The 12849-nt window shown below is 34.1% G+C and carries 9 protein-coding genes; all 9 read right to left on the reverse strand.

All coding sequences use genetic code 11. The features are described from left to right. Nucleotides 1-165: 165 nt before the first annotated feature. The 9 genes from CLAU_RS02130 to guaD all read right to left on the reverse strand — a co-directional run bounded on the left by CLAU_RS02130 (nt 166) and on the right by guaD (nt 12758). Nucleotides 166-984, reverse strand: a complete 819-nt coding sequence (locus tag CLAU_RS02130; RefSeq protein WP_013239036.1) for an FAD binding domain-containing protein — start codon at nt 982-984, stop codon at nt 166-168. Then, nucleotides 978-1445: a (2Fe-2S)-binding protein gene (locus CLAU_RS02135; RefSeq protein WP_023161846.1), complete on the reverse strand. Its 468-nt coding sequence runs from the start codon at nt 1443-1445 to the stop codon at nt 978-980. Before CLAU_RS02135 ends, CLAU_RS02130 begins: the two co-directional genes overlap by 7 nt. After that, on the reverse strand, nt 1445-3559 hold the full coding sequence (locus CLAU_RS02140) for a xanthine dehydrogenase family protein molybdopterin-binding subunit (RefSeq protein WP_013239038.1): 2115 nt from the start codon (nt 3557-3559) through the stop codon (nt 1445-1447). The genes CLAU_RS02135 and CLAU_RS02140 overlap by 1 nt, the downstream gene beginning before the upstream one ends. Before the next feature lie 40 nt (nt 3560-3599). Further along, nucleotides 3600-6164 (reverse strand): selenium-dependent xanthine dehydrogenase, encoded by a 2565-nt coding sequence (xdh, locus tag CLAU_RS02145; RefSeq protein ID WP_013239039.1) that lies wholly within the window; start codon nt 6162-6164, stop codon nt 3600-3602. Nucleotides 6165-6270: 106 nt separating this feature from the next. Beyond that, nucleotides 6271-7197, reverse strand: a complete 927-nt coding sequence (locus CLAU_RS02150) for an NTP transferase domain-containing protein (protein WP_013239040.1) — start codon at nt 7195-7197, stop codon at nt 6271-6273. A 113-nt stretch (nt 7198-7310) separates the two neighbouring features. Further along, the gene (locus CLAU_RS02155) at nt 7311-7898 is read right to left on the reverse strand and encodes a TetR/AcrR family transcriptional regulator (protein ID WP_013239041.1); all 588 of its coding nucleotides are present in this window, start codon (nt 7896-7898) and stop codon (nt 7311-7313) included. Nucleotides 7899-7997: 99 nt separating this feature from the next. Further along, nucleotides 7998-9707, reverse strand: a complete 1710-nt coding sequence (gene ade, locus CLAU_RS02160; protein ID WP_023161847.1) for an adenine deaminase — start codon at nt 9705-9707, stop codon at nt 7998-8000. 277 nt (nt 9708-9984) lie between these two features. Next, nucleotides 9985-11409, reverse strand: a complete 1425-nt coding sequence (locus CLAU_RS02165) for an NCS2 family permease (protein WP_013239043.1) — start codon at nt 11407-11409, stop codon at nt 9985-9987. 65 nt (nt 11410-11474) lie between these two features. Beyond that, on the reverse strand, nt 11475-12758 hold the full coding sequence (gene guaD, locus CLAU_RS02170; protein WP_023161848.1) for a guanine deaminase: 1284 nt from the start codon (nt 12756-12758) through the stop codon (nt 11475-11477). Between the last annotated feature and the right edge of the window lie 91 nt (nt 12759-12849).

The raw sequence follows: 12849 nt of genomic DNA on the forward strand, positions 1-12849 counted from the left end.
GTGAGGTATTTTAGAAAATCTTAGAAGATTATATATGTCTGAGGTACGAGTTTATATAATCTTCTTTAGATTTTCTAAATACTGAACTTTAGACTTATAAAAAGTTTTTAGTGTAATGAAATTTGTTAGTATATGCCTGGTATAAGTAAACTTTTTACTTAGAAGCTAAATCCCATTGCTTTCAAGGAAATCACGAAGTAAATTCATACATACAATCTTTCTATATTCTGCTGAAACCCTTCCTTTTATAGGGATAATAACCTTATCATATGCTGCAAGGTACTCTTTCTTAACAGTTTTTGCTTCTTCAATAGTCTTGCCAATGAGCATTCTATCAATAACTGGCAGTCTTATAATAACATCTTTAACTGCGCCAAAGGCTGTACTGCAATTACAAATTTTATTATTTTCTACATTAAGGATACCAGCAAAAGATACCCTGGAAATTGCTAAGGCATTTCTTGCCCCTACCTTCTTATAATAATAATTGTCAAATCCTTCTTTATTCATAAGAACTTCAACAAGCAGTTCATCTTTTTTGAGGGAAGTCTTTTTTCTACCAAGATAAAATTCATTAATAGGAATAATCCTCTCCTCTTTACTACTTACAATACGCAGTTTAGAATCCGTAACAAAAAAGATAAGTGCACTATCTGCTTTAGGTGAGCCATTACATATATTACCGCCAACAGTACCTAAATTTCGAATTGCAGGTGCTGCAATTTGCGATACTGCTTCTTTTAAAATAGCAGGAGTCAATTCATTTTCAATAATATCCGTAAAAGTACACCCCGCACCGATGTGAATATACTTTTCATCCTCTAATATATTTTTCATCTCAGATATTTTATTTAAGAACAAATATCTAGCATTTTCATCTGCCTTAATCATTAAATCCGTACCTCCTGCATAAGGAGTAACCTCCTCTTTTGCAAGAACATCCAATGCTTCCTTTAAAGATGATGGTCTATAACTATTTACCATAAACCTTTCCCCTCCTTTGCTGCAATACCAATAGCCTTAACAATAGCATTATAGCCAGTGCATCTACATAGATTTCCAGAAATGCCTTCTCTAATCTCCGCTTCTGTAGGATCTGGATTTTTTGAAAGTATACATTCAGATGCAAGTATCATACCTGGAATACAAAAGCCACATTGTACAGCACTAACAGAAGCATATGCCTTATCAAGGACTTCAAAACGTTTGGTTTCACGATATCCTTCAATAGTCATAACCCTACTACCTTCTATACTACCTACTGCTACCATACAGGAATTAACTAGTTTGCCATCGAGTATAACAGAACAAGCACCACATTCACCTTCCTTACAGCCGCACTTTACACCAGTAATGTGTAATTCATTTCTAAGTACATCAAGTAAACGCTCACTTCCCCTGGCAGTAGATGTAACTTCTTTTCCGTTAAGAATAAATTTTATCATTACTTAAGCACCTCCTGCAAAACCTTCATAGTATCCTCTTGAGTAAATGGAGCTTTATTCAAATTTACGTCAAGTGCATTTTCCATAGCTTCCACATATGCTGGAGCTGCACCAACAAGAGGAAGCTCACCAGCACCTTTAGCTCCATATGGGCCACAGTTATATGGGTTATCTACTATTTCAGTTACAAGATTCGGAACATCTACTGCTGTAGGAATGATATAATCACTATAGCTATTATTACGGATTACGCCTTTATCATTACATTCCATCTGCTCCATAGATGCATATCCAATGCCTTGAAGAAAACCTCCCTGCATCTGTCCTTGTATAATGTTCATATCAATAGGAACACCCACATCAAAAATACCCCATGCTCCAGTTACCTTTGTAATAGCAGTAAGTGTATCCACCTCTACTTCAATGACATTAACAGACCAGGAAAAGGTTGGATAAGCATCTCCTTTGAATTTTTCAAGACTAAATGGAATTATAAAGTCGGGCTCCACAAAATGTTCTTCTACAATCTGTTCTTCCCCAGTTTTCCATTGTCCTTTCAGTTTCTCTGCTGCACGCCTAAGCAATTCTCCAACTACCATTAAAGAACGGCTTGCTACAGTAGGCCCTGAGTCAGGTACATGGTCTGTATCCGGATTGTTTATAAGCACCTTATCATAAGAAATGCCAAGGGTATCTGCAACAATTTTAGAAAAAGTAGTTTTAATACCCTGACCTATATCCGAGTTACTTACTAAAAGTTCCACTGTATCATCAGCATTTTTTCTAATTTTTACAACAGCTTTTATGAGATCACGTTCTCCACTTCCTGTGAAACCACATCCATGGAAAAATAATGACATTCCTATACCCTTTCGGTATCGTCCCTTTTGATTTTTATACATATGGCGCTTTTTACGATAGTCAGCAAGCTCATCAGCTCGCTTGATCATTTCAGGCAGCGATACATGGAAATGATACTTTCCACTTGTAGAAGTAGAATCACCCTGTTTAACCATATATTTTTCTTTCAGTTCAAGGGAGTCAACACCCATTTTCTTTGCAATGTGATCCATCATCATCTCTACTGCAAAGAAAGTCTGTGGAGCACCAAAGCCACGATATGCACCACAAGGTACTGTATTTGTCTTAACTGCACGTCCTACGACACGCAAGTTTTCTACCCTATATACGCCGTTTGCACAAATTACTCCACGCTGTAAAACAACAGGAGAGAGGGTTGTATATGCACCACTGTTGAACAGTACGTCAATATCCATACCTGTAATTTCACCATCTTTAACTGCTACTTTATAGGTACAGATAGATGGGTGACGTTTTGAAGTAAACTCCATGTCTTCACGTCTATCAAATATTACTTTCACTGGTTTATTTGCCTTTTTAGCTGCGACTGCAGTTTGACATGCAAGTATAGAAGGAAAGTCTTCCTTACCTCCAAAGCCTCCGCCAGTAACATCCTGAATAATCTGAATATTTTTTTCATCATATCCTAAAGCTTTGGAAACTGCACCATACACATAGTAAGGACACTGCATAGAACCACGTATTGTCATTCGCCCATCATGCGGATAAGCAATTATACCCTGAGTTTCAAGATATGCCTGTTCCTGATAACCAGTTTGAAATGTTTCAACAAAAACCTGATCAGCTTCTTTTAAAGTCTTAGAAATGTCTCCTTTTTCACACTTGTAATGGAAGAAGACTGTATTAGATTTTTGCATATCCAAAACGGGAACCTGTTCTTCATATACTACAATAATCTCACTTAAAATTCTATTGACTTCTTTAAGTCTAGGTCCCACAACCATCAAAATAGGTTCACCTACATATTCCACAGTATCTTCAGCATAAACGGGTGTATCATTTTCCACAATTGCAACACGATTTACACCTGTTACATCATTTTTGTCAACAACAAAGTAACCATCAGGTAATTTAGGAATACTGATATTAGTGATTTTTGCCCTTGCCTTTGTGGAATGCAATAGTTTGCCGTAAAGCATATCATCTATCACATGATCATCTACATAAAGGGCATGGCCACTTATTTTTAATTCATGATCTTTTTTCTTTACAGACTTACTAATATTTTTCATACAATACCTCCCTATATTCAATTCATAAAAAAGTAATATACTATTTTTTTAACTTTTTATAAAATGTACCTTTTAACGGCAGTTGACTACGGAATTTACCATCTAATCTATAATATGCATGAGAACAAGCTGGCGCTGTCGGAATCAAACATAATTCTCCACAGCCTTTTGCTCCGTAAGCCTCAGGAATCTTTCCTTTACTTTGTACAAGAATAACTTCGAGCTCTGGAGCATCTGTTGATCTCATAAGTCCTAGTGTACCCAGCTTTGTCTTAGGATAGCCGCCTTCAACTTTAAATTCTTCTGTTAGAGCATATCCAAGCCCCATAACAATGCCACCTTCAATTTGTCCTTCAACAGCCTGAATATTGACAGGTGTTCCAACGTCATAAGCTGCAACTACTTTTTCCACTTTTCCTTCTTCATTTAAGATAACAACCTGAGCCCCATAACTGTAGCTTACATGGCTTACTGGATTTTTCTTTGGAGATCCCATTGGATCTGTCTTTGCAGAATATTCACCATAAAATTCTCTTCCTTCTAAATCAAAAAGAGTCAATCCTTTGTCCAATTCTGCTTTTAATTTTTCAGATACACGCCTTACAGCTTCCCCAGTTACCACAGTCTGTCTAGATGCGGTACTAGTTCCTGAATCAGGTGTATGAAAGGTATCTGCTCTTTCATGAACAGTAAGTGCTGGATTTAAGCCTGTTGTTTCACATAATATGGTAGTACACATTGTTGCAATTCCCTGTCCCATACAGGCTGCAGAAGTTTTAATATGAACTTTCCCATTTTCTACAGATAAAATGCAGCGGCCAATATCCTTATTTCCCACTCCAGTTCCACTGTTTTTAAAAGCTATGGCAATTCCTGCATAAGGATTTGATTCATATACATCTTTAACAGCCTCCAAACATTCTACCATAGCAACACTTTCATCTGCTATTTGACCATTTGGAAGTTCCTGCCCTGGACGAATTGCATTACGGTAACGCATTTCCCAAGGTGAAATGCCCACCATCTCTGCCAATAAATTGATATTGTTTTCAGTAGCAAAACAGCTTTGTGTTACACCAAAACCACGAAATGCTCCAGCAACCACGTTATTTGTATAAACTGACATACCTAAAATGTCAATATTCTGATAATTATATGGTCCTGCGGCATGAGTACATGCTCTTTGTAATACAGGTCCACCAAGGGATGCATAGGCACCTGTGTCTGCAATAATTACACCTTTCATAGCTGTCAAATATCCATTTTCATCACAAGCTGTTGTAAATTCCATTTCCATTGCATGACGTTTAACATGATAATCTAAGCTTTCCTGTCTTGAAAACTTTACCTTTACCGGTTTTTTTGTGTACCATGCCATTAATGCTGCAAGATGCTGGACACTCATGTCTTCCTTGCCGCCAAATCCTCCTCCAACAAGCTGTGAATGGCAGTGTACTTTTTCTTTTGGAATTTTAAGCATATTTGAAATTTCACGCTGCTCATCGTAAACAGATTGTGAGCCAGAATAGAGTAAAATACCATCTTCTCCTTCAGGTGCTGCAATTGCGCACTCTGGTTCCATAAATCCGTGTTCCTGAAATGGAGTTTTATATTTTCTTGTCACTACATATTTAGAATTTTTAATTGCTTCATCTGCATTTCCACGCTGCAGAATAGAACGACTCATAATATTTCCATCTGCATGTATTAGAGGTGCATCTGCTTTTAGGGCATCTTCAGGAGAAGTAATCGGTTCCAATTCAGTGTATTCTACATCAACTAGTTTACACACTTCATCCAGCTTATCCTTATGGTAAGTTGCCACAAGTGCTAGTGAATCTCCTATATATCTGGTTGTCCCACCTTCTGGAATCATTACATCCCAATCCTGTTTTATGTGTCCAATAATATTATTTGGAACATCCTTTGCCAGTAAAATTTTCACACAATCCGGGTGAGCTTCTGCCTTTGTAATATCAATTTTATTTACAATAGCCCTTGGGTATTTAGATCGAACCGTTTTGGCATAAATCATTCCAGGCAGCTCCATATCATCTACAAAAATACCTGTTCCATTTACCTTTTCGTCTACATCCACTCGCTTAAATTTCTGATTCATCTTCAATTTACCTACAGGATCTGGTATTTGAAGATTATCTCTAAAATATTTTGCTGCCATTAAAATAGCTTCTTCAATCTTCTTATATCCAGTACAGCGACAGATATTACCTCTAATCGCCTTTTTTACATCTAACTTTGTTGGATTAGAATTGACATCTAATAGAGCTTTTGCACAAATCACCATCCCAGGAATACAAAAGCCACACTGTACTGCACCTGCTTCTCCAAAACAATATTCATAAACTTCCTTTTCCCTGTCACTTAATCCCTCAATGGTTAAAATTTTTTTTCCTATAAATTTTGATACTTTTTGTACGCAAGCTTTTACTGCTTTTCCATCTACTAAAATAGTGCATGTTCCACATGCACCTTCGCTGCAACCGTCCTTTGCAGAAGTGATCTTCAAATCATCTCTTAAAAAACGCAATAGGGGTTTATCAGTATTCGAAGCTACATCCTTACCATTAATATTTAATGTAAACATAAATAACCTCCTATTTTATAAAAATTTAACAATTTATTGTTATAATTATTATAAAACGGAGGCTAATCTTTATCAAATTCTTTGTGAAAAGAACTTGCTTTTTGCATCAAAATAGTCTATCAAATTCATCTTTTGCATACTGACGGACATTGTGTTCAAATTGCTCATATTTTTTTAAAAATTCCATACCTTCTTCGGTTAAATAAGTTTTTCCACCATTTCGCCCACCATGTTTCCTCTTAACCACTGCATATCCTAATTCTTCTTCCAACTGATTCAGCATGTTCCACGCTTTGCTATAGGAAAGTGCCATATGTTTACATGCATTTCGTACAGAATGTGTATTCTGAATTAAAATCAAAAGCAACTTTGTTCTTGAATTAAAAAACATAGACTCCTTTTCAATACTCACTTTAACAAAAGGATGTAAAATACGCTGGTTATGTTTTTTTAGGAGTTTTTCTAACTGGCAAGGGTCTCCTGTATCACTTAAAATTCCTTCATCTTCCACATCCATCAGCTGTCTTTCAACTCCAATGTTTTGGATAGCTCCCTCCATCCCTCCATTACCATCATATTTTAAAACTTGAGGGATTAACTTAGAAGATATCAAAAGGGGGTGTCCAGTCTTTCCATGATAAGCTGGTGATAGCAATTGTTTGTTACATTCTATCATCTTTTGAATAGTTTCCGGTGTAAATAGCGGGGCACTTACTGGATTAAATATTACTTGATCACATTTATTCTTTAAAAAATCCAATCCTATTTTTGCAGAATCAAGCATTTGTGAATTTTCGTATTCTCCATTATACAAAAATATAACTCCATAATAAGCTAAATTACGTTCAATTTCCTCAGATTTATACCCCGTAATTACCACAATTGGTGAAACCCCAGCCTTTTGAAAAGTTAAGACAATTCTTTTTACTATAGTGATAGAACCAATTTTGCGCAGTGGATATGTTTCATCTTTCTCTGACGTTTTTCCTGCAGCAGCAATTATACCTCCTGTTGTTTTTTTCTCTTTCTCCATATCCATACTCCTTATCTAGCTGCAACTTGCATATATGTACAATTTAAGACTATATAATCTTGCTTAGTATATAAATACTTCAACTTTCCCAGTTTAAAAACATTGTAAAGCAATTAATTTTCTTCTTTTAAACACTGTTCAATAAGCCCTTCGGATACATCAAAATACTTTTTTAAATCAAACTTGCCTTCATCAATAAGATACTGTAGTGATGCTCCTAACATTAATGATAGCATTATATATGTTAGCATATCTTTATATTCATTATCTACACTGTCTTTAAACTTCCCTTTATCTAAAACTTTGCTAATGCCACTGCGCCATATATTAAAAGTTTTTTGAAACTTTTTTCTTATTTCCTCATTTACTGTACCTTGAACCCAATAATCAAGTTGTACATAATCTAATTCTTTATTATTTAAAATGTCATCTTCCTTTTGTTCAAAAAATCCTCTTATATTTTCTAAAACACTTTTATTTTCTAAATCTATATATTTCTTACGGTTCTCTGAAAATTGCTTTTGTATATCATCTAAAAGGGCTATCATTATATCATTTTTAGTTGGAAAGTAATAATGCAAATTAGCCTGACTTCTCTCAGTTTCTTTTGCAATCATATGCATACGGGTACCGCTTATTTTTTCCCTTGCAATTACTTTCATAGCAGCATTTAATATCTCTTTTTTTGCATCTTTTGGCATAGTATAACCTCTTTCTCGTAACAATTATAATCTACTATAAAATTATACTCTAAGTTTAAATTTTACGCAAAATTTGTATAGAAGCTTCATATCTTATACTTAAATATCTGTAAATAAATCTATAAAACTAAATTTAGAGTAATCAAATAATCCCCTTGAAGTTATTTTTATCTCTGGAATTACGGGAAGTGCCATAAACCCAAGTGTTATAAATGGATCAACTTCTTTTTTAATTCCAAACTTTACTGCTAATGAATTTAATTTTATAATTTTATCTACTACAAAAGATGGATTCTCAGATGTCATAAGTCCACCTATTGGTAATTTTAAATGCTCTAACAATTTACCTTCAGATACAAATACTATACCTCCATTATTGGATATAATGTTATTTACTGCTATCTCCATATCTTTATCATTGTCACCTAATACAATTATATTATGAGAATCATGGGCAATTGTCTGAGCTATAGCCGCTTTTTTGAGACCTAGGCCTTCTATGAACCCAACAGAATGTTTTCCACTGTTTTTGTGTCTCTCTATCACAGCTATTTTATTTACAACTTCTTCTTTACTTTCAACACATTCAACTAATCCTTCATTTATTTTAACTTGTCTCTTTTCCTTTTTAGTAACTAGTCCTCCTGGCTGAACTTTTATTACATTTACAAATTTACCTTTAGCCTTAATCTTAAATAAGTCTTCTTTTATATGATCTACATTTACTGATGGCTTAGCAAAAATATCTTTAAACATATGATTATTTTTGTATACTTTACCATTCTTAATCACATTTTTAATTTTCAATTTTTTAATATCTTCAAATATTACCAAATCAGCCTTCATACCAGCTGAAATAGCACCTCTATCCCATAAATTATAACAATTAGCTGCATTAAATGATGCTATTGTATATGCTTTTATAGCATCTAATCCTTCATCTATAGCAGTTCGTATACAATTATCTATACTGCCCTCATCTACTAAATCCTCTATATGTCTGTCATCAGTACAAAACAAAAACCTGCTATAATTTTTGTCATTTACTGCAGGTAATAATTTTTTCAGATCTCTAGCCGCAGATCCTTCCCTAAGCATTACATACATCCCATTTTTCACTTTTTCTAAAGCTTCTTCATAATTGGTACATTCATGATCTGTTCTAATGTTAGCACATAAATAAGCATTAAGTTCTTTATCATTAATTTTAGGGCAGTGTCCATCTAAACTTTTTCTATACTTGTTTACCATTAAAATTTTTCTTATCATCTTTTTATTCCCTGAAGTAACTGCATTAACATCCATTACTTCTCCAAGTCCTAAGACTTGAGGATCTTCAATAAATCTTTCTAAATTATCCGCTTCAAGCACTGCACCATTATCTTCAAAATCTACTGCTGGAACACAAGACGGAAGCATAAAAAATATATCTGCATCACCTTTTTTACTGTTTTGGAGCATAAATTCTATACCCTTTTCTCCTAAAACATTTGCTATCTCGTGGGGATCTGCAATAATTGTAGTAACCCCTTTTTTAATAACTAAATCAGAAAATATTTCTGGAGTTACCATAGAAGATTCTATATGAACGTGAGAATCTATAAACCCTGGTGCTACAAAAAAACCATTGCAATTAATTTCATGGTTTCCTTCATATTTACCCATTCCTACAATTATCCCATCATTTATTGCAATATCCTTTTTTTCAACAGTTTGAGTAAATACATTTATTATAAAAGCATCTTTCAGCACAAGTTCTGCTTTTATCCTGCCCATAGCAGCATCGATTTTACTTGTCAATTCATTCATCTACTCACTTCTCCAATCTATTAAAATGCCCTATTATAATCTTACTCCCACAGTTTAAAAATATTGCGAAGCAAAGCTTCGCAAGTTAAGAATGAATAATGAAAAATTAATAGTGAAGGAAAATTTAATTAAAGATTTTTTGCAGTGTAACGAAAAAAATCCACATTAACTATTAATTCTTCACTCTTAACTATTAACTAAAAAGTTGCTTCGCATTATATTTAAATTAAGTCAAAATCTCATATGCGTAAAAGTTAAATATATAATATATATTACTCTACTCAAACGGAAGTAGTAAATACCTTAGCACAAATAATACAGCAAGAACGTACACTATTGGACTAAGTTCTTTACCTCTACCAGTAGCTATTTTTACTATAGGATAAATGATCATTGCAACTGCAATACCATTTGCTATACTATAACTAAAAGCCATTAATGAAATAGCGAAGAAACATGGTAATGCTTCTGTAAAATCACCAAAATCTATATTTTTGATTACTCCCATCATTAAGGCACCTACTATAATAAGTGCTGGTGCTGTAGCCTGTGAAGGAACTACTCCAACAAGTCCTGAGAAGAATAATGAAAGAATAAATAATATACCTACAGTTACTGCTGTGAGACCGGTTCTTCCTCCTGCCGTAACACCAGAGGTTGATTCAACATAGGTATTAATAGTACTTGTTCCGAAAAATGATCCTGCAGTTGTTGCTACTGCATCACAGATAAGGGCTTTCTTAAGTCTTAAAACTTTACCGTTTTCATCTACCATCCCTGCCTTTGTAGCAGTTCCAACAAGCGTTCCAATAGTATCAAAAAGATCAACCAAACAAATTGTTATAACAACCATAACAAAACTCAAAATTGCTCCTGCTATAGAAGTACCTCCTTTTGAAAAAAGGCCGGAAAAATCAAAAGCTGCAAAAGTAGGTGCAAGAGAAGGTGGTGCACTAAAGATGTGTAAATTTGCAAGAGAAGTAACTTTAAGTGGTATACCTATAAGTGTAGTTAAAACAATGCCTATAAGGATGGACCCTGTAACGTTTCTTGCCATAAGTACGCCAATTATTAAAACTCCTATTATAGTAAGCAATGTTCCTGGTTGTGCAAAATTTCCAAATCCAACAAGTGTTGATTTATTTGAAACTATTATTCCACCACTTTTCAAACCAATAAGTGCAATAAAAAGTCCTATACCACCAGACATAGCATATTTTAAATTTTGAGGTATAGCATCAACAATTTTTTCTCGTATGGATGTAACTGTAATAATTATAAACAAAATACCTGAAGTGAGTACTGCAGTAAGAGCTTGGTGCCAATTAAAACCTAATGTCAAACATACTGTGTAAGTAAAGAATGCGTTAAGACCCATACCTGGAGCTTGAGCAAAAGGTAAATTTGCATAGAACCCCATTATAAATGTTCCAACAGCAGCAGCTAGACAAGTAGCAACAAATACCGCCGATACAATAGGGTCAGAGCCTACATTAAACTTTGAAGCTGCATCTCCAACTACACCTGCTGAATTCATACCTGCTATTCTAAGAACACTTGGATTAACAAATATTATATAGGCCATAGTAATAAAAGTAGTGAATCCAGCAAGAATTTCTGTCTTTACATTTGTGTTGTTGTCTTTCAACTTGAAAAATGATTCTAGAAACGAATTTTTCTGTCCATTAACTCCACTTTCCATAAATTAACCCCCATTATAAAATTATTTAAAGTTCTCGAAACTTATTAAGCTGAAGAACTTTATTTTTAATAACACTTAGGTTCTTTTATTTTTTTGCCAGCTACATATCTGTCCTTAATATTTCTGTCATCTCCAGTATAAATAAACTTTTGCAGCCTTTCTTCTATTGACAATTGTCTAAATATAGCTAAACTGCTGTCATCAATAACGAGAGCATCAAACTCGTACCCATTTTCAAAGCTTCCTACTTTACCAAAAAATTTTCCTCCACCTTTTGTTGCCAGATAAAATAATTCTGCAGTACTAAAAGGCTTATCTACTTTACTGCTTTCAAGCCATTTCAAATTTGATACCTGAGCACTATTCACAATTACATTTGTCATTGACAAACTATGTCCTGCAGATATATCACTTCCAAGCCCTACGGGGATACCTCTTGTAATGAACCTTCTAATAGGTGCAATGCCACTTGACAAATTGCAATTTGAATTAGGATTGTGAGCAATAAATATATTTTTTCTTTTCATTAATTCAATCTCATCTTCATCTACCAAAATACAATGAGCCATAATAGTGGGCACATCTCCAAACAATCCAGCACTATCATATACCCTTGCATAGTTTTTACACTCTGGATGTAACTCCTTAACAAATCTAACTTCATCATTATTTTCACATAAATGTGACTGTACTGGAACACTGTACTTTTTAGCTAAATTTCCTAAGCCCTTCAATAACTTCATACTGCAGCTTGGAACAAATCTAGGTGTAATTATAGGCCTTACAAGTTCATATTTTGTAGAATATTCCTGCAATATTTCTTCCGTATCATAAACTGAATTTTCTGTACTTTCTACCAAATATTCTGGTGAATTTCTGTTCATGTTTACTTTTCCCACATATGCTGATAATCCTGACTCCGCAAATAAATCCATTAAAAGTTTTGTTGAATCTTTATGAATAGTTGCAAAAACACATGCCCTCGTGGTACCAAATCTCCACAAATCTCTTATTAAAGCTGAGTACACCTTTTTTGCATAGTTAATGTCTGCGTATTTTGCTTCCTCAGGAAAAGTATACTCTTGAAGCCACGGCATAAGTTCTTTGTCAAGTCCTAGTCCTAAGTTTCCATATTGTGATGCATGTAGATGCAAATCAACAAATCCTGGTATTATAATTGCATCTCCATAGTCTATAACCCTTATCTTACTAAACTTTTCAGGAAGATTTTTATATACACCTTTAACGCACTTACCTTCAACTACAATATACCCATTTTCAAATACTTCAAATTTGCCAAAAGTTTTAGTAAAGATAATATTACCCTTAACTATATATATGCCCTCCATTAAGCTGCCCCCTTTTAAGTTATTATAATTTTGCATTAAAAGATTAGAAATAGAAATAAGATATTAATACATTATTATTAAAAATGATTGT

The organism is Clostridium autoethanogenum DSM 10061 (assembly GCF_001484725.1).
GTDB classification, from domain to species: domain Bacteria; phylum Bacillota; class Clostridia; order Clostridiales; family Clostridiaceae; genus Clostridium_B; species Clostridium_B ljungdahlii.

Excerpts from the sequence above, each read along its gene's own strand:
- CLAU_RS02140 (WP_013239038.1), bottom strand. The coding sequence starts at position 3,559 with ATGAAAAATATTAGTAAGTCTGTAAAGAAAAAAGATCATGAATTAAAA.
- CLAU_RS02165 (WP_013239043.1), bottom strand. The coding sequence starts at position 11,409 with ATGGAAAGTGGAGTTAATGGACAGAAAAATTCGTTTCTAGAATCATTT.
- CLAU_RS02135 (WP_023161846.1), bottom strand. The coding sequence starts at position 1,445 with ATGATAAAATTTATTCTTAACGGAAAAGAAGTTACATCTACTGCCAGG.
- guaD (WP_023161848.1), bottom strand. The coding sequence starts at position 12,758 with ATGGAGGGCATATATATAGTTAAGGGTAATATTATCTTTACTAAAACT.
- CLAU_RS02150 (WP_013239040.1), bottom strand. The coding sequence starts at position 7,197 with ATGGAGAAAGAGAAAAAAACAACAGGAGGTATAATTGCTGCTGCAGGA.
- CLAU_RS02155 (WP_013239041.1), bottom strand. The coding sequence starts at position 7,898 with ATGCCAAAAGATGCAAAAAAAGAGATATTAAATGCTGCTATGAAAGTA.
- CLAU_RS02130 (WP_013239036.1), bottom strand. The coding sequence starts at position 984 with ATGGTAAATAGTTATAGACCATCATCTTTAAAGGAAGCATTGGATGTT.
- xdh (WP_013239039.1), bottom strand. The coding sequence starts at position 6,164 with ATGTTTACATTAAATATTAATGGTAAGGATGTAGCTTCGAATACTGAT.
- ade (WP_023161847.1), bottom strand. The coding sequence starts at position 9,707 with ATGAATGAATTGACAAGTAAAATCGATGCTGCTATGGGCAGGATAAAA.